The sequence below is a fragment of the Bartonella sp. AC10YNML genome (assembly GCF_042196825.1).
Classification (GTDB): Bacteria; Pseudomonadota; Alphaproteobacteria; order Rhizobiales; family Rhizobiaceae; genus Bartonella.
Genome location: NZ_JBHIRA010000003.1, coordinates 145,427 through 160,761, shown reverse-complemented (window position 1 = coordinate 160,761; position 15,335 = coordinate 145,427). Strand labels below are relative to the sequence as shown.

Below are 15,335 nucleotides of genomic sequence, written 5' to 3'. Positions count from 1 at the left end.
GAATTGTCTTGCAACTTAAATAAGAAATCTCAATATTGTAAGATTGTTTCATAGCAAGCCTATTTATATTAAATCAATCAAAAGCATGTTTCTCACGTTCCAAACGTGGCTAGCATGCAGATAACAACTGGAAAAATGCCTACAATGAATACTTATACTAAACACTGTCGCAACATTGGGAAAAAAATATAAATACGATAATGGTGCTCGCTTACTCTTTTGTTAAGCATAAAGATGGTGATGTTTGATAGATTTTTTATTATTTTACAGGAGGCTTGACCGTTATACCATTTATAAACACCGCCGCAAAAAGAGCTTTAAGATTATTAAGACACACAACTATCGCCTCTGCTGTTTTCTTGATTATACCTTTTGCGGCAAGATGAGTAGAGTTTAATCCTAAAAAAACCGATTCAATATATGAACCCCCTGCGTAATATCAAACCCATACGTATTTGGTTTAACAAAACCACGACAAAACCCTCATCAATTTCACTCTATGGCTTTGAATAATATTCTTTTCTTCCCGCAACAAAGGCTGTTTTTATCACTAATCAGAGACATCGGCTGGAATATTAGCGTTTCCCGCAGTGCCCGTTGTTACGGTATCCACATGTCCTACAACGTTACCACCCGCTCCATCGACAGCAGCGTCCTCTACCCCTGTTGTTTTATTATTGATCTCACCTCTTGAGACAAGATTGGTAGAGTTTTGCAATCCTACAAGACCAATTTTATTATATCCAGCCATACGTATTTGATTGAGTAAATCGATGACAGTACCATAATCAATTTCGCTATCCGCTTTGATTAAAATTTTTGCCTCTAAATTTTGCGTAGTTTCCCTCAACAAAGCTTCTCTCAAAGCTGCTTGTTCTACAAGATGATCACCAATGTAAAGAGAACGATCTTTTTGCAACGTAACATAAAGAGGTTCATCAGACTGAACCACTGAAGGTGCTTGAGTTATAGAAGGAAGCTGAACGGAAATGACAGACGTTGCCAAAGGCGCTGCAACCATAAAAACAATAAGCAACACCAATACAACATCAATAAAAGGGGTCACATTGATTTCGCTTTGCAACCCACTCTCGTCTATATCCCAATCATTATTAAGGCTTGCTTTCATTTTTTATGACTTTTCTGTTGTCTTTGTCTATCAAGTTCACGGCTCAAGAGCCTTTCAAGAGCAGCAGCGATATCGCCTAAATCACTGCGATAACCACTCAAAGCACGCATAAGGCTATTATACATAACAACGGCGGGAATAGCCACAAAAAGCCCAACAGCCGTTGCGAATAAGGCTTCAGCAATTCCAGGCGCCACCACATCAAGTCGCGTTGTTTGAGACTGAGCAATCCCAATAAAAGAATTCATAATTCCCCAAACAGTTGCAAAAAGACCAACAAAAGGAGCAATTGCGCCAATAGTTGCAAGAACAGCGCTTCCACATGCAACACGGCGTGTAGCAGCCAGCAAGCAGCGTGACAAAAGTGAATGAACCCTTTCTTTTAAACCTTCATGAACATCACGAGCCTTAGCATCGCGAACATCGCGGGAAACATCTTCATATTGATTGCTCTCCTCATAAAAGAGAATATCTTCAATCGTTTGTGCACTTTCCCCTGTACTGTTTTTTTCACCAGAGCTTTCGTTTATCCCTTCAGGAGCAGAAAAATGAACCTGTTGTGCAGAAAGATACACCTCTTTAAGAACTTCTTTGAGAAAAAACACACCAGCTCCTTTACTTTCTTTCAAGCTAGCTGCCAAACGCGTAAGAGTCTGAGCATTTAGAACCAATTGAAGTTCATGACGTACTCTTCGTTTTACCAAAGTGATCTCAACAATTTTCACAAAAGCAATTGTCCAAGACATAAGTGAAGCAAGTAACAAAATAATGATAACGGCTTTCACCACCCAATCAGCAGCCATAAACATAGAAAAAGGAGAAAAATCATGCACTGTCAATACAGAAGACATATTATCTAAAGGGACTGTTTTATCTAAAGGGACTGTTTCAGATTCCATTTTTATCTCACATTCTTGTGCTCTTATCTTTATTTATGAGCTGGATCGTCACCCCGCATAGCATCACTGTTCCACAATGCCACGACCCTTTTAACGTCACTTTTGTATTTCTCTTAAAAAATAAAACTTGATAAATCAAGTATAGTTTTATTTCATAAGCTCTCTCTTAATTCTAAAGAAATTACTCAAGAAATTTTTCTCTAACAATTCAACAAGTTTATCTTACCCAATCAATTTATTGCATAAATTAGGCAAAATGATAAATTTACAAGAAGTATCGCATATAATATTTTAATTTATAAGAATAATTTATCATCGTTCCTGTTAAATAAATCTCTCATATCGCAAAGCTTTTCTCATTTCAGCAGCTCTTTTAAAGCCAACAAAATATTTGCTTACATGAAACAAGCAGCAAAAATATCATAAAACTCTTGAAGAAAAGGATATGCACATCTCTAACAACCCGCGCACTGAAGTCCCTCTCCTATCCTAAAATAAAAATATACCTTACGTTTAAAAAAAGAACTATCGCAATATCTTAAACTGACCAAAAGTATCATGGGGAGCGGGTGTTGCCCCCAAATACATAGAGAGCAAAAAGCCGCAATATTATTTTCTTTTTCTTCTTCAAAAGCATAAAAATGACATTACTTCTGCCGCAAAATCGCAACAACGATGTTTTTTACCTGTCACAAGCTTAAAAAATAAACCTCAACACGCTTTTTAAAAAACTATTATAAAAAAAACTGCGCCACGAGAAACTGAAGAATGGTGCTAAATTCCTGCAAAAGCATAAAAGCATATAAGACAATTCTCAACAAATACGCCCCCTTTACAGACAAAGCATATCGTATAGGAAAGATTTATTTTATCAAAAACAGTTTTAAATTCGACAAAATGAAAGGAACCAAAAAAAGCTTTTGGCGTTACTCAAGCAGTGAAAATTTTCACTCCAATGCAAATGATCACTATGAACACATCAATACAAATATAATGAATCAAGAGGGATAAAATATCATGGCCCATAATAAAACAACACAGCACGATAAAACAGCCGTAGAAAAAGACCTACAAGGACAATTAGAAAAGTTACGCACTGAAATTTCAGGGATTACCTCAACCCTAACAGATCTTGGTGCAAACAAATTCAACGCCGCCAAAGACAAAGCGGAAAAACTATATCACTCAGCGAAAGAAAGTGGTGAAGACATGATGTCTCAAGCAAAAGACAAAATCAGTGATCTTGAACAAACCATGAATCAATGCGTTCGTAAAAATCCTGGCAAAAGCGTTTTGTTTGCCGCAGGGGTTGGTTTTATTCTTTCTCAATTACTACGTCGTTAAGCAATGCACAAGTTTATCGCTCCTCTTTTAAACCATCTTGTCGGTGGAGGGCTTAAAAGCACAGTCAAGCAAGTACGCCTTCAAGCAATTTTTTATGGGTTTATTGGCATTTCATTCTTCATGTCTTTGTTTTTTTTATGTACCATCGGTTTTATTGCGTTATGTTCTGTTATGAAGCCTCTTGCTGCCGCTAGTATCATGTTTTTAATTTGTCTTTCTCTTGCGGGATTAGGTCTTATTATCAGTCGCGTTCTCAAAACTTATCAACGCTATGACCAACAAAAAAAGACAGAAGAACAACGCCACAAACTGATGACAGATGCAACTGTTTCCAGCCTTGCAGCTCTCAGTCAACATCTCCCTTTTGCCAAATTGAGTGTTCCCATTCTCGGACTTGCAACTTATTTTTTGTGGAAAAAAGATAAAAAAGACCGCTTTTCCGAGTAAAATATGTAAAACTGTCACTCTAAATCCCCCCCTCAATGTGCTTTCTTTTATAACAAAAGAAAGCACATTTTTTTCCTCATAGTCTCTTTAGCTTCTTCAAGTGCCTGAAAAGAAATCCCCTTCATTTTGAATAAAAATTCCATAGAACCGCTTCCCTTTCAGATGTCCCCATTTTTCATAAACATGGCAACATGAGGCAAAGCTTGCATTAAAAGTTCTGGTTTGATTTGAAGCAATTGGTTGCTTTTTGAAGGCAAGGTATTTTCAGTTTTACCTTTTCTCTATTTTTTCATAAGCCTTTTTTCATGACCATAGGTCACATCAGTAGTTTGCGTGTGTTCAGATTTTACTGAACACTCATTTTTGTTACAATGACTATTTTGTTTAGGGGAAAAAACACGCTCCCACATAGTGCTGTAGTAAGCAACCTATCAAAAAGCAAGCTTTAAACCCAACAAATTTCCATAACGAGCGTTGTCCACCAAGGGCCGTGTGGATTATAATTAACTTTTTTCTGATAAGATTCGCAGTAGAGTATTGTCTTCATAAAATTAAATAGCGCTTAAGAGGACGCTTTATCAATAATGGTCAATGGGATTATAGCTTCCATGATCTCTTCGCCAATCTTCAGGTGTTTCAAATTTGCTTGACCACAAGCCTCTTTTTGCTTTTTGAGCCGCAGATTGTAAGTTTTTATAGTCTGCGGGTGATGGGAAATTATGCTGATCTTTTGTCAAAACCATCAACCCTTCTGTCAGCCCCAACTGTGCAAGATCAACCCCATCCACAAAACATTGTGCATAATGAACCTGTTGAATGACACGTGCTTGGCGACACGTAACATTTTTATCAATTGTTTTTGAGACAAGCCACGCGGTGACGAAAGCACCACATGGCCACTTAATTCCATTGCGTGAGGCAAACTGTCGTGTTTCACAGGATTCCACACCATATAGTCGAATATTGCGGACGATCTTTTTTCTCCATCCCTCATCTACGAGCGTGATCATTTTAAAGGTAACACCACTCGTTACCTGTATAGCACCGGAATAGACCGGTACATTTTCTTCATAAAATTGTGATGCGAATGGTTCTGGGTGCAAAGCCACATCGTTTTGGTTTACATCGTGTTGGTTTTTGTAATCGGTCAATTTTAACTTTGGATTTTGAACAGTGGTTTCTATTGTTTTTTCTGGTCCTTTAAAAAAAGAAGATTGCATAAATTTTTCAGTATGCTGATTCAAATAAAAGATTACAGCAAAAATAATAATAGACGTTAAGATAAGATATTTAAGCACTGATCGAAAACATTTTGAAAGTATCATTTTGAATATTACTATATTTTATTGTTCATTAACTGAGAAAAGATTAAATATTGTTAATTTATAGATAGAAAAATTTATTTTTTTCATTTATATGATTCCCGATTAATATTTTAATTATTAATTTTATGATTAACTTAAACATAAAGCGGGGGAATTTTCATGAAAAACATGAATTATTCGTTCAGTTGTGAACAAACCTTAGAAAAAGGTCTTTTATCCAATACACAAAAGAAATGGTTAACAACAGCATTGATGCTGTTTATTGCCTTCATTATACTGAGTGAACCAGCATTTGCTGATGGCGGCTTCGGAAAAATTGAAACTGCTCTTGATAAAATAATTGAAGCTTTAACAGGAAAAATTGCAACATCAATTGCCACCATTGCGGTTGCTGGTATTGGGCTTGCCTGGATTGCTGGTTATGTTGAAATGCGTAAAGCTTTCTTTGTTTGTGTTGGCATCGGCATTGTTATGGGTGCATCGCAAATCGTATCAATGTTTTCCCATTAACTTTAGCCTTTCAAAGCCATGAAAGAGCACGAAAAGCTAACAGAAGATACGCTATTTCTTGCTTGCACACGCCCTGCCATGATTGCAGGTGTAACGGTGGAAGCTATGGGATTAAATGGGATAGGAACGATGATGTTGTTTATTATGGCAGGCAATATTTTTCTTCTAACCTTTGGTGTGATGCTGCATTTCATATTCAAGGAAATCCTAAAGCATGACCATAATAAATTTCGTATTCTTCTGACATGGCAAAAGACATCTATTTTTGCCAGAAACTCTAGTCTATGGGGTGGGGGAAGTATTTCTCCATTACGATTAATTCGTAATTATGAGGAATTATAATGAAAACAACAGAGCGCAAGCGTGAAAAGCAGCCAGAGGCGATTATCCCTTACGTGCGCCATGTTAACAAGCATATCATTGCGCTGGATTCACGCGCTCTCATGAGCGTTATTAAACTTGAAGGGATTAACTTTGAGACAGCGGATATTATTGATCTGAATGTGCTTCACGAACAGCTCAACAATCTGTTTAAAAACATTGCGGATGAACGGATAGCGCTTTATAGCCATATTATCAGAAAGCGTGAAACGATTTATCCGGATGGCACTTTTAGATCAGCATTTGCCAAGCAATTAGATGATAAATATCGCGAGAGGATGGTTTCTCAGGAGCTTTATCGCAATGATCTTTATCTTTCGATTTTGTGGAATCCACACGTTGATCAAACGGATAAATTAGTGGAGTTTTTCAAACGTTTAGGCAAAGCCAAGCAAGAAAAGACAGAAGTTGATGCGGAATCCATTCGCAAACTTGAAGATATTACCACAGATCTTATTCAAAATTTAGAGCGCTATGGTGCAAGAAGATTGAGTCTTTATGAACATGAAGGCAATATTTATTCGCAGCAAAGTGAGTTTATCCACCAATTGGTGGGAGGTCGTCGTGAACGTATCCCTCTCACATGGGGGACCATAGCTTCGACTGTTTACTCAGACCGTCTTATTTTCGGGAAAGAGATCATAGAAATACGCACTGAGTCAGGACAGAGATTTGCGGGCATGTTTGGCTGGAAAGAATATCCAGCAAAAACCAGGGTAGGCATGGCGGATGGTTTGCTCACCCTTCCCTTTGAATTTATTTTCACCCAATCTTTTGTTTTCAAGAGCAAAAATGCTGCCAAACAGATTATGGGGCGCAAACAGAATCAAATGGTCAATGCGGGAGATCGAGCAGGTTCACAAATTATGGAACTGGATGATGCGCTTGATGATCTTGAATCCAATCGTTTTGTTTTAGGGGAGCATCATTTATCATTGGCAGTTTTTGCTGATACGCCGCAAGAGTTAGCGGATAATCTTGCCAAAGCGCGTTCTCGTCTTACAGATGGTGGGGCTGTCATTGCGCGGGAAGATTTAGGGTTAGCGGCGGCTTGGTGGGCACAATTACCTGGCAATTATGCTTATCGCACGCGTTCTGGTGCGATAACAAGCCGCAATTATGCAGCGCTTTCTCCATTTCATTCCTTTCCGGTTGGGAAAATAGATGGCAATGTATGGGGACCAGCGGTCGCACTAATGAAGACCTCTGCTGGTTCACCATTTTATTTTAACTTTCACTTTGGAGATTTAGGCAATACGTTTGTTTGTGGTCCCTCTGGTTCTGGGAAAACGGTTATTGTTAATTTTCTTTTAGCACAACTTCAAAAGCATGATCCCAATATGGTCTTTTTTGATAAAGATCGCGGAGCAGAACTTTTTGTGAGGGCTGGTGGTGGCACTTATATGCCTTTGAAGAATGGTAAACCAACGGGCATAGCGCCGCTTAAGGGTTTAGATTATAACAATCCAGCAGATAGAGTTTTTTTACGGCAATGGATTATCAAGCTTGTTTCTTCTGAAGATCAAAAGATCAGTGAATCAGAAAGACAAGATATTTCTGCTGCTGTTGACCAACTTGCCTTACTACCCAAAGAACAACGGACGATATCGGCCTTACAAATGTTTTTTGACACCACGCATAGAGAGGGGATAGCGGGTCGTTTAGAGAGATGGTGTAAAGGCAATGCCTTAGGGTGGGTTTTTGACAATCCTGATGATGACATTGGCATTGATGCAAAATTTATTGGTTATGACATGACGGATTTTTTAGACAATAATGAAATTCGTCCCCCATTAATGATGTATCTTTTTCATAGAATTTTGTCTTTGATTGATGGGCGTCGTATTATCATTGTCATTGATGAGTTTTGGAAAGCGCTAGAGGATGATTCCTTTAAAGCCTTTGCGCAAGACAGGCTGAAAACTATTCGTAAACAAAATGGTTTGATGTTGTTTGCAACACAATCTCCCAAAGATGCGATTAATTCAACCATTGCGCACACCATTATAGAGCAATGCCCAACACAGATTTATTTTCCCAACCAGAAGGGCAATCATGGGGATTATGTAGAAGGTTTTAAATTATCGGACAGAGAATTTAACCTGATACAAGCAGAATTAAGCCGTGAGTCACGGCGTTTTCTCATCAAGCAAGGACAAAGTTCAGTTGTCGCAGAACTGAACTTACGGGGCTTTGATGATGAAATAGCCATTTTAAGTGGCACCACCAAGAACATTGAACTTTTAGAGACCATTATGGATGAAGTTGGACAATCTCCAGAAAAATGGCTTCCTATTTTCCAAGAAAGGTCAAAACAATGAAAAAACTTTTATTGGCAACAGCCGTCTATGCAGCTTCATTTGGCTTTCAAACAAATGCCTTTGCCATCGTGGTATTTGATCCCACAGCTGCTGCAAAATTGGCTGATCAATATAAACAAGCATTAAAGCAGTTCGAACAAGGCAAACAACAGCTTGATCAATTGAAAGGTCAGCTTAAACAATTGCAAGATCTCTCTAAATCCTTAAATGTCAAGCCTGACATCTCTGAATTGAAAGACATGTTTAACAAGCAAGGGAGCAGTGGCGCCCTGCCTTCTGACTTTAACCACTTTCAACAATCGATGGGCAGTGGCGGCGGTGGCAGCGGTGGCGGCGGCGGTGGTGGCAGCAAAAACACGCAAAAATGGCAAGAAGAACTCTTATACAAAGAGCCCGCAGGCGGCGCTGGATCAAAAGAGGCAGCAGATGCTTTTTACGCACAGGAAGTGAAAAAAGCCGAACAGAACACGATAGGACAAGCGGCAAAAGGCCAAGATGTCTACGAAGAAGCCAGTGAAACACAAAAAACCATTAACAAGCTCCTTGACGAACTTGGAAGTACTAAAGATGCGGGTAAAATTCAAGGCATTCAAGCACAATTATCAGCGATACAAGCAAAACTCCAAACACAAGTTCTCCAAATGCAAGCCGCCGCGATGATTCAACAAGCGGAGTACAAAGCTGCCGAACAACGAGCTTACGAAGAATTTGCAGCGCGATATGCAGATTATGCCAAAAAACTGCGTGGTCAATAAACGAGAAAAAAGAGGGGCTTGAACATGAACAAGATCATCATAACAACATTGCTACTTTGCACAGGGCTCATCACAGCTGGATGTGAAAAAACCTATAGCGTCGCAGAATTTAAAAAAGATAAAAAATTATTTGAAGAATGGGCTGTGAGATGTGGATTCGCAGGAACTGCAAAAAATTGTGAAAACCTAAGATTAGCACAACTTGAACTTGAAAAGGAATATGAAGCAAAAGCTGAAGAAAGAGCGCGTGAACGCGAAGAAGAAAACCGTAAAGCGATGGAAAGATTTGACGCCGCAATGGAAGCTCAACATCAAGCAAGGCAAGCTGAAATAAAAAAACTAAAAGCTGAAATGGAAAAAAGAAACGCTGAAGAAAAAGCCGAAAGAGAAGCTAAAGAACGAGCTGAACAACAACAAAATAATGATTAAATTATAAAAAACACGATGAAGAGCGGAGCATCTCAATGGCAATAGAAACCAGAAGTGTATTTACTGATATCGACAATATGTTGATGGATCCCCTTACAAAAATAATGGATAACGCCATTACACATCGCTATTGCGCTTTAGCTGCTCAACTTAAAAAGCTTCGTGCACTCTATATTTATGGCAACATTATGTCTGTGCTCTAGATTTATCATCAATGGTTATAAAAAACCGATAACACAAGCAGAATTTAAAGATTGTGCTCAAAACTTGTAAAACTGAAAGGAAAAAGGGGAAATATTGATGAATAAAGTTCTCATAACAACATTGCTACTTTGCACAGGGCTCATCACAGCTGGATGTGAAAAAACCTATAGCGTCGCAGAATTTAAAAAAAATCCAAAATTATTTGATGAATGGGTCACGAGATGTGGAGGGATAGGAACTTCAAAAAATTGTGAAAACCTAAGAGTAGCAGGCGCTGAACTTGAGAAAGAACGTCAGGCAAAAGTTGAAGAAGAAAATCGCAAAAGAGATGAAGAATTTATGGCTAAACAAAAAGCTTGGATTGAAAAAATGAGAGCAGAAACTCAAAAAAAATTAGCTGAACAAAGAGCAAAGCGACGTGCTGAGGAAGAACGAAGAGAAAAAGAACGGGCGGCAGAAGAACAACAAAATAACCATTAAGACATAATGAAGAGCGGAGCATCTCAATGGCAGTAGAAAGCAAAGGCATATTCACTAAGATAGACAATATGTTGATGGATTCCCTTACAAGGACAATGGATAACGCCATTACACATCGCTATTGCGCTTTAGCTGCTCAACTTAAAAAGCTTCGTGCACTCTATATTTATGGCAACATTATGTCTGTGCTCTTGATTTATCATCAATGGTTATAAAAAACCGATAACACAAGCATAATTTAAAGATTGTGCTCAAACTTTAAAAACTGAAAGAAAGAATGGGAAATATCTATGAATAAAGTTCTCATAACAACATTGCTACTTTGCACAGGGCTCATCACAGCTGGATGTGAAAAAACCCATAGCGTCGCAGAATTTAAAAAAGATAAAAATTTACGCTTCGAGTGGGATGCTAAATGTGGATTTGCAGGAACTTCAAAAAATTGTGAAAACATGCGGTTAGCATTTTTAGAACTTCAGAAAGAATATGAAGCAAAAGCAGCAGAAAGAGAGCGTGAAGATGATGAAAAGTTTCAAAAAATGATTAGAGATTCCGAAGCTGAAATGAGAGCCAGAATTAAAAAAATGAGAGCTGAGAATGAAAAATTCCGAGCTGAACAAAAAGCAAAAGAACGCGCTGAAGAAGAACAAGAAGCAAAAGAACGCGCGGCAGAAGAACAACAAAATAACCATTAAGACATAATGAAAAGCGGAGCATCTCAATGGCAATAAAAAGCAAATATCCTCGTATAGACAGCGATTCACTCTTGAATCTCTTATTGCGCTTTAGCTGCTCAACTTAAAAAGCTTCGTGCACTCTATATTTATGGCAACAATATGTCTGTGCCCTAGATTTATCATCACTGGTTGTAAAAACCGATAACACAAGCATAATTTAAAGATTGTGCTCAAAACTTTAAAAACTGAAAGGAAAAAGGGGAAATATCGATGAATAAAGTTCTCATAACAACATTGCTGCTTTGCACTGGAATTATCGCTGCTGGATGTGAAAAAACCCATAGCGTCGCAGAATTTAAAAAAGATGAAAAATTACGCTTAGAGTGGGATGCTAGATGTGGATTTGCAGGAACTTCAAAAAATTGTGAAAACATGCGGTTAGCATTTTTAGAACTTCAGAAAGAATATGAAGCAAAAGAAGCAGAAAGAAGTCGTAAAATTGCAGAAGAAAATCGCAAAAGATATGAAGAATTTATGGCGAAACAAAAAGCCAGACTTGAAAAAAGGGAGGCTGAGACTCAAAAAATACTCGAAAAACAAAGAGCGGAAACACGCGCTGAAGAAGAACGAAGAGCAAAAGAGCGCGCGGCAGAAGAACAACAAAATAACCATTAAGACATAATGAAGAGCGGAGCATCTCAATGGCAGTAGAAAGCAAAGGCATATTCACTAAGATAGACAATATGTTGATGGATCCCCTTACAAAGACAATGGATAAAACCCTTTCATATCACTATTGTGCTTTAGCTGCTCAACTTAAAAAGCTTCGTGCACTCTATATTTATGGCAACAATATGTCTGTGCCCTAGATTTATCATCACTGGTTGTAAAACAACCGATAACACAAGCAGAATTTAAAGATTGTGCTCAAACCTTGTAAAACTGAAAGAAAGAAGGGGAAATATTGATGAATAAAGTTCTCATAACGACATTACTGCTTTGCACTGGAATTATCGCTGCTGGATGTGAAAAAACCTATAGCGTTGCAGAATTTAAAAAAGATAAAAAATTGATGGGAGAGTGGAATGCGAAATGTGGATTTGCAGGAACTTCAAAAAATTGTGAAAACCTAAGATTAGCACAACTTGAACTTCAAAAGGAATATGAAGCAAAAGCTGAAGAGAGAATTAGGGAACACAACGAAAACATGCGTAAAGCGCAGGAAGAATTTGAAGCCGAAATGCGAGCTGAACATGAAAGAAGGCAAGCCGAAATAGCAAAAAAAGAAGCTGAACTAGAAAAATGGAAAGCTGAAGAAAAAGCAAAAGAACAAGCCGAAAGAGAAGCAGAAGAACGCGCTAAAGCTAAACAGAACAACGATAATAATTGAATCAGAAATGATCATATTTGCAAAAATTAGATAGAATGGACGTGCAATGGCATTCGAAAAAATAGATTTCTTTACCACGGCAGAAAATATGTTAACGAATCCTATTATGGAAATAATGACTGACTCCATTAAAAGCCTTTCATTGGGTTTAAGTGCTCCGCTTAAAGCATCTTGTACAATCTACATTATATTTATAGGGTACAATATCATCTCAGGGCGTTCTTCTATGCCCTTATGGGAATTTATAACGACAGCTTTCAAACTTGGCATCATTGTTTCGCTTGCCACTAATGCTGCTCTTTATAATGAGTGGGTCGGTAATATATTTTTTGAGGCTCTGCCTAATGCCATTGCACACGCCACACAAGGTACAATACACTCAGATAAAAATATATGGGACGATATGTTAAACAAAGCTGTTGCACATGTTTTTGATGAAGCAAAATCTGCATCATGGCTTGCATTGGGTGCGTATCTTGTTGCTTGGATAGTTGGTTTTGCCTGTTACGTGATTGCTGCTGTTTTTTGCATAATTGGTTTTTACGTCACAATGTTTGCTAAGCTGGGTTTATTTCTCGTCTTATCAGTGGGACCGCTCTTCATAAGCCTCTCTATGTTTTCCTCAACAAGGCGTTTTACAGAGGCATGGTTAGGACAAGTTGCAAACTTCATCATACTTCAGATATTAGTCATCTTGCTTGGTGGTATGTATATCAAACTTGCACTGAAAATCTTTACAACAAACATTGTAGATATCATGTTTTCCTATGGCGCATTTATGGTGGTTGGCCTTGGTGGTATTTTTCTTTTCTTCAATTTACCTAGCATGGCTTCCGCTTTAGCCTCTGGGGGGGCCTCCCTTACAGGCTCAGGAGGAGCTAAAACGATAACGAACGGTGCAAAAAAATTAGCATCACTATTAGCAAAGGCCTAAGTTCAAATGCGGGAATTAAAAAAAATTGGGATTATCTTACCATTTCTCTTTCTCAGTGGCTGTATGTCTTCACCAAACACGCTGAAGTCGCTGCCAAAATGTGATGGATATTCTAAACGTCCACTCAACAGATCGATGTGGAATTGGGAAGGGAAAAACCCCACGCCCACGCCCATCATCATCAGTAACAACACCACCCCATCCGTGAAAGAGGGGAAGCTGGAAATGCTTCTGGCACAAAAATTAACGGATGAAGAAATAAAATCCTACAAAGATTGCGGAAAAAAGGCATGAAAGAAAAAGACGTAGAACAATATATTGCCGAAGCGCGCTCGTTTGATCAAGACCGCATGCTCGCCTCACGCCGCACCACCCGCGTCTCCCTTACCATTGCCGGCATCGCGGTTGCTGTTGCAATAATGTCTTCTCTCGCGGTCATCACCCTCACGCCCCTTAAAACCGTGGAACCCTTTGTCATTCGCGTCGACAATTCAACCGGCATTGTTGAAGTCGTAGAAGCCTTAAAAGAAGGTCCCACAAACGTCGACGAAGCCATCACACGCTACTTCGCCGCAAAATACGTCCGCTGCCGTGAAGGTTTCACCACAGAAGAAACACAGCATAATTTCCAAACCGTCTCTCTTCTCTCTTCTTCTGAAGAACAGCAAAGATTCGCCAGCTGGTATGGAGCAAGAAATCCCCAAAGCCCTCAAATTCTCTATAAACATGCCGCCGTTACAATAACAATAAAATCAATCTCCTTTATCAATGATGATGTCGCACAGGTACGCTATTACAAAACCGTCCGTGATAACGAGAACAACAAAGAATTTATCACACACTGGGTCTCAACACTTACCTTTGAATATATCAATGCCCCTATCTCTGTCCAAAACCGTTTAATAAATCCTCTAGGGTTTATTGTTAATGAATATAGAACCGATCCGGAAGTGGTCAACTGATCATGAAAAAAAAATTTCTTTTTCTCATTCTTAACATGGCTGTTGCCTTTTCTCCTATAGCCTTGAGCCATGCCAGTGTTTTTCCCACCCGCGCGCCCAACGATAGCCGCATTCGCTTTATTAATTATGATGCTTATAATGTCACTAAAATTATTGGCTCCATACGCTCATCCGTACAAATAGAATTTTCTGCCAATGAAGAAATTGCTCATGTAGCGATTGGCAACAGCGTTGCATGGGAAGTTGCACCAGCGGGTAATATTCTTTTTCTAAAGGCAAGAGAAGTCCAACCCATTACCAATCTCCAAGTCGTCACCACAAAGCTTGATGGCTCAAAGCGCTCTTATCAATTTGAACTCATCATTAAAGATGGAGAAATTTCCTCTGGACAAGAAACATATTTCCTTGTGAAATTCCGCTACCCACAAGAGGAAGCAGAACAAAGAAGACTTGCAGCCCTTATGCGACAAGAAAAAAAACAATCCCAACAGATTGATGGTATCTTCAACGCTTCTGAAACCTATGGACCACGCAATTGGGCTTACACCGCTCAAGGCTCTATCACTCTTGAACCCTCCTCTGTTTATGACAATGGCAAAACAACAACATTTACATTTCCCGACAACCAAGAAATCCCTGCCATTTACATTGTCAACAATGATGGTACAGAATCGCTGGTTCCCAAAACCACAAGAGGCAACATGGTGATTGTCCATGCCATTAGCGCACGCTTCACCCTAAGACAGGGAAAAAATGTCCTATGCGTCTTTAACGAAGCCTATCAACCCAAAGGCGTTAATCCAGGAACCGGAACCACCTCACCAGCTGTTGAACGTAAAATTGCATCAGATCTTTAAATAAGCGGGAATTAAAGGGGACAACACATGAGTGATAAATCAATCATCGAAGATCGAGACACTATTAGGGATAGCAGAACAACAACATTGTCTTTTCCCGACAACCAAGAAATCCCTGCCATTTATATTGTCAGCAATGACGGTACAGAATCACTAGTTCCCAAAACCACAAGAGGCAACAGGGTAACTGACCATGCCATTAGCGCACGCTTCACCCTAAGACAGGGAAAAAATATCCTATGCGTCTTTAACGAAGCCTATCAACCCAAAGGCGTTAATCCAGGAACCGGA

General features: G+C 38.9%; 22 protein-coding genes. 19 read left to right on the top strand and 3 right to left on the bottom strand.

Features of this window, described 5'->3' with window-relative positions; translation table 11 throughout:
- Positions 1 to 550 precede the first annotated feature (550 nt).
- Positions 551 to 1,129 carry a biopolymer transporter ExbD gene (locus ACFINA_RS03080; RefSeq protein ID WP_375615049.1) on the bottom strand — a complete coding sequence of 193 codons (579 nt, stop codon included), beginning with the start codon at positions 1,127 to 1,129 and terminating at the stop codon, positions 551 to 553.
- On the bottom strand, positions 1,126 to 2,028 hold the full coding sequence (locus ACFINA_RS03075; protein WP_375615048.1) for a MotA/TolQ/ExbB proton channel family protein: 903 nt from the start codon (positions 2,026 to 2,028) through the stop codon (positions 1,126 to 1,128). Before ACFINA_RS03075 ends, ACFINA_RS03080 begins: the two co-directional genes overlap by 4 nt.
- 1,017 nt (positions 2,029 to 3,045) lie before the next feature.
- Here ACFINA_RS03075 and ACFINA_RS03070 point away from each other — a divergent pair.
- A complete protein-coding gene (locus ACFINA_RS03070) occupies positions 3,046 to 3,372 on the top strand; it encodes a YqjD family protein (RefSeq protein ID WP_375606507.1) in 327 nt (108 codons plus the stop codon).
- A 3-nt stretch (positions 3,373 to 3,375) separates the two neighbouring features.
- Positions 3,376 to 3,819 carry a hypothetical protein gene (locus tag ACFINA_RS03065; protein ID WP_375606508.1) on the top strand — a complete coding sequence of 148 codons (444 nt, stop codon included), beginning with the start codon at positions 3,376 to 3,378 and terminating at the stop codon, positions 3,817 to 3,819.
- A gap of 578 nt (positions 3,820 to 4,397) precedes the next feature.
- Here ACFINA_RS03065 and ACFINA_RS03060 read toward each other — a convergent pair.
- The gene (locus ACFINA_RS03060; RefSeq protein ID WP_375615047.1) at positions 4,398 to 5,144 is read right to left on the bottom strand and encodes a nuclease; all 747 of its coding nucleotides are present in this window, start codon (positions 5,142 to 5,144) and stop codon (positions 4,398 to 4,400) included.
- Between the two features lie 159 nt (positions 5,145 to 5,303).
- Between ACFINA_RS03060 and ACFINA_RS03055 the strand changes: the two genes are divergently transcribed.
- From ACFINA_RS03055 to ACFINA_RS02975, 17 genes are all read left to right on the top strand, one after another.
- The gene (locus ACFINA_RS03055) at positions 5,304 to 5,654 is read left to right on the top strand and encodes a TrbC/VirB2 family protein (protein WP_375615046.1); all 351 of its coding nucleotides are present in this window, start codon (positions 5,304 to 5,306) and stop codon (positions 5,652 to 5,654) included.
- Between the two features lie 18 nt (positions 5,655 to 5,672).
- Positions 5,673 to 5,996, top strand: a complete 324-nt coding sequence (locus tag ACFINA_RS03050; protein ID WP_375615045.1) for a type IV secretion system protein VirB3 — start codon at positions 5,673 to 5,675, stop codon at positions 5,994 to 5,996.
- A complete protein-coding gene (locus ACFINA_RS03045; protein WP_375615044.1) occupies positions 5,996 to 8,356 on the top strand; it encodes a VirB4 family type IV secretion/conjugal transfer ATPase in 2,361 nt (786 codons plus the stop codon). The genes ACFINA_RS03050 and ACFINA_RS03045 overlap by 1 nt, the downstream gene beginning before the upstream one ends.
- Complete coding sequence (locus ACFINA_RS03040) at positions 8,353 to 9,111, top strand: type IV secretion system protein (RefSeq protein ID WP_375615066.1); 759 nt, start codon at positions 8,353 to 8,355, stop codon at positions 9,109 to 9,111. Before ACFINA_RS03045 ends, ACFINA_RS03040 begins: the two co-directional genes overlap by 4 nt.
- Before the next feature lie 24 nt (positions 9,112 to 9,135).
- Positions 9,136 to 9,540 (top strand): EexN family lipoprotein, encoded by a 405-nt coding sequence (locus tag ACFINA_RS03035; RefSeq protein WP_375615043.1) that lies wholly within the window; start codon positions 9,136 to 9,138, stop codon positions 9,538 to 9,540.
- Between the two features lie 35 nt (positions 9,541 to 9,575).
- On the top strand, positions 9,576 to 9,743 hold the full coding sequence (locus ACFINA_RS03030; RefSeq protein ID WP_375615042.1) for a hypothetical protein: 168 nt from the start codon (positions 9,576 to 9,578) through the stop codon (positions 9,741 to 9,743).
- 97 nt (positions 9,744 to 9,840) lie between these two features.
- Positions 9,841 to 10,224 (top strand): EexN family lipoprotein, encoded by a 384-nt coding sequence (locus ACFINA_RS03025; RefSeq protein WP_375615041.1) that lies wholly within the window; start codon positions 9,841 to 9,843, stop codon positions 10,222 to 10,224.
- A 26-nt stretch (positions 10,225 to 10,250) separates the two neighbouring features.
- A complete protein-coding gene (locus tag ACFINA_RS03020; protein WP_375615040.1) occupies positions 10,251 to 10,439 on the top strand; it encodes a hypothetical protein in 189 nt (62 codons plus the stop codon).
- 75 nt (positions 10,440 to 10,514) lie between these two features.
- Positions 10,515 to 10,919 carry an EexN family lipoprotein gene (locus ACFINA_RS03015; RefSeq protein WP_375615039.1) on the top strand — a complete coding sequence of 135 codons (405 nt, stop codon included), beginning with the start codon at positions 10,515 to 10,517 and terminating at the stop codon, positions 10,917 to 10,919.
- Between the two features lie 252 nt (positions 10,920 to 11,171).
- Positions 11,172 to 11,576 (top strand): EexN family lipoprotein, encoded by a 405-nt coding sequence (locus tag ACFINA_RS03010; RefSeq protein WP_375615038.1) that lies wholly within the window; start codon positions 11,172 to 11,174, stop codon positions 11,574 to 11,576.
- Positions 11,577 to 11,602: 26 nt separating this feature from the next.
- Positions 11,603 to 11,770, top strand: a complete 168-nt coding sequence (locus ACFINA_RS03005; RefSeq protein ID WP_375615037.1) for a hypothetical protein — start codon at positions 11,603 to 11,605, stop codon at positions 11,768 to 11,770.
- A 98-nt stretch (positions 11,771 to 11,868) separates the two neighbouring features.
- The gene (locus ACFINA_RS03000; RefSeq protein WP_375606519.1) at positions 11,869 to 12,291 is read left to right on the top strand and encodes an EexN family lipoprotein; all 423 of its coding nucleotides are present in this window, start codon (positions 11,869 to 11,871) and stop codon (positions 12,289 to 12,291) included.
- A gap of 46 nt (positions 12,292 to 12,337) precedes the next feature.
- On the top strand, positions 12,338 to 13,225 hold the full coding sequence (locus tag ACFINA_RS02995; RefSeq protein ID WP_375606520.1) for a type IV secretion system protein: 888 nt from the start codon (positions 12,338 to 12,340) through the stop codon (positions 13,223 to 13,225).
- A gap of 6 nt (positions 13,226 to 13,231) precedes the next feature.
- Positions 13,232 to 13,519, top strand: a complete 288-nt coding sequence (locus ACFINA_RS02990) for a type IV secretion protein VblB7 (RefSeq protein ID WP_375615036.1) — start codon at positions 13,232 to 13,234, stop codon at positions 13,517 to 13,519.
- On the top strand, positions 13,516 to 14,187 hold the full coding sequence (locus tag ACFINA_RS02985; RefSeq protein WP_375606522.1) for a virB8 family protein: 672 nt from the start codon (positions 13,516 to 13,518) through the stop codon (positions 14,185 to 14,187). Before ACFINA_RS02990 ends, ACFINA_RS02985 begins: the two co-directional genes overlap by 4 nt.
- Before the next feature lie 2 nt (positions 14,188 to 14,189).
- Positions 14,190 to 15,044 carry a P-type conjugative transfer protein VirB9 gene (virB9, locus tag ACFINA_RS02980; protein WP_375615035.1) on the top strand — a complete coding sequence of 285 codons (855 nt, stop codon included), beginning with the start codon at positions 14,190 to 14,192 and terminating at the stop codon, positions 15,042 to 15,044.
- A 27-nt stretch (positions 15,045 to 15,071) separates the two neighbouring features.
- A partial coding sequence (locus ACFINA_RS02975) for a TrbG/VirB9 family P-type conjugative transfer protein (protein WP_375615034.1) occupies positions 15,072 to 15,335 on the top strand: 264 nt, incomplete at its 3' end.

Bases quoted from the DNA above. Each gene is read 5' to 3' on its own strand.
- ACFINA_RS03080 (WP_375615049.1), bottom strand. From the start codon at position 1,129: ATGAAAGCAAGCCTTAATAATGATTGGGATATAGACGAGAGTGGGTTG.
- ACFINA_RS03075 (WP_375615048.1), bottom strand. From the start codon at position 2,028: ATGGAATCTGAAACAGTCCCTTTAGATAAAACAGTCCCTTTAGATAAT.
- ACFINA_RS03070 (WP_375606507.1), top strand. From the start codon at position 3,046: ATGGCCCATAATAAAACAACACAGCACGATAAAACAGCCGTAGAAAAA.
- ACFINA_RS03065 (WP_375606508.1), top strand. From the start codon at position 3,376: ATGCACAAGTTTATCGCTCCTCTTTTAAACCATCTTGTCGGTGGAGGG.
- ACFINA_RS03060 (WP_375615047.1), bottom strand. From the start codon at position 5,144: ATGATACTTTCAAAATGTTTTCGATCAGTGCTTAAATATCTTATCTTA.
- ACFINA_RS03055 (WP_375615046.1), top strand. From the start codon at position 5,304: ATGAAAAACATGAATTATTCGTTCAGTTGTGAACAAACCTTAGAAAAA.
- ACFINA_RS03050 (WP_375615045.1), top strand. From the start codon at position 5,673: ATGAAAGAGCACGAAAAGCTAACAGAAGATACGCTATTTCTTGCTTGC.
- ACFINA_RS03045 (WP_375615044.1), top strand. From the start codon at position 5,996: ATGAAAACAACAGAGCGCAAGCGTGAAAAGCAGCCAGAGGCGATTATC.
- ACFINA_RS03040 (WP_375615066.1), top strand. From the start codon at position 8,353: ATGAAAAAACTTTTATTGGCAACAGCCGTCTATGCAGCTTCATTTGGC.
- ACFINA_RS03035 (WP_375615043.1), top strand. From the start codon at position 9,136: ATGAACAAGATCATCATAACAACATTGCTACTTTGCACAGGGCTCATC.
- ACFINA_RS03030 (WP_375615042.1), top strand. From the start codon at position 9,576: ATGGCAATAGAAACCAGAAGTGTATTTACTGATATCGACAATATGTTG.
- ACFINA_RS03025 (WP_375615041.1), top strand. From the start codon at position 9,841: ATGAATAAAGTTCTCATAACAACATTGCTACTTTGCACAGGGCTCATC.
- ACFINA_RS03020 (WP_375615040.1), top strand. From the start codon at position 10,251: ATGGCAGTAGAAAGCAAAGGCATATTCACTAAGATAGACAATATGTTG.
- ACFINA_RS03015 (WP_375615039.1), top strand. From the start codon at position 10,515: ATGAATAAAGTTCTCATAACAACATTGCTACTTTGCACAGGGCTCATC.
- ACFINA_RS03010 (WP_375615038.1), top strand. From the start codon at position 11,172: ATGAATAAAGTTCTCATAACAACATTGCTGCTTTGCACTGGAATTATC.
- ACFINA_RS03005 (WP_375615037.1), top strand. From the start codon at position 11,603: ATGGCAGTAGAAAGCAAAGGCATATTCACTAAGATAGACAATATGTTG.
- ACFINA_RS03000 (WP_375606519.1), top strand. From the start codon at position 11,869: ATGAATAAAGTTCTCATAACGACATTACTGCTTTGCACTGGAATTATC.
- ACFINA_RS02995 (WP_375606520.1), top strand. From the start codon at position 12,338: ATGGCATTCGAAAAAATAGATTTCTTTACCACGGCAGAAAATATGTTA.
- ACFINA_RS02990 (WP_375615036.1), top strand. From the start codon at position 13,232: ATGCGGGAATTAAAAAAAATTGGGATTATCTTACCATTTCTCTTTCTC.
- ACFINA_RS02985 (WP_375606522.1), top strand. From the start codon at position 13,516: ATGAAAGAAAAAGACGTAGAACAATATATTGCCGAAGCGCGCTCGTTT.
- virB9 (WP_375615035.1), top strand. From the start codon at position 14,190: ATGAAAAAAAAATTTCTTTTTCTCATTCTTAACATGGCTGTTGCCTTT.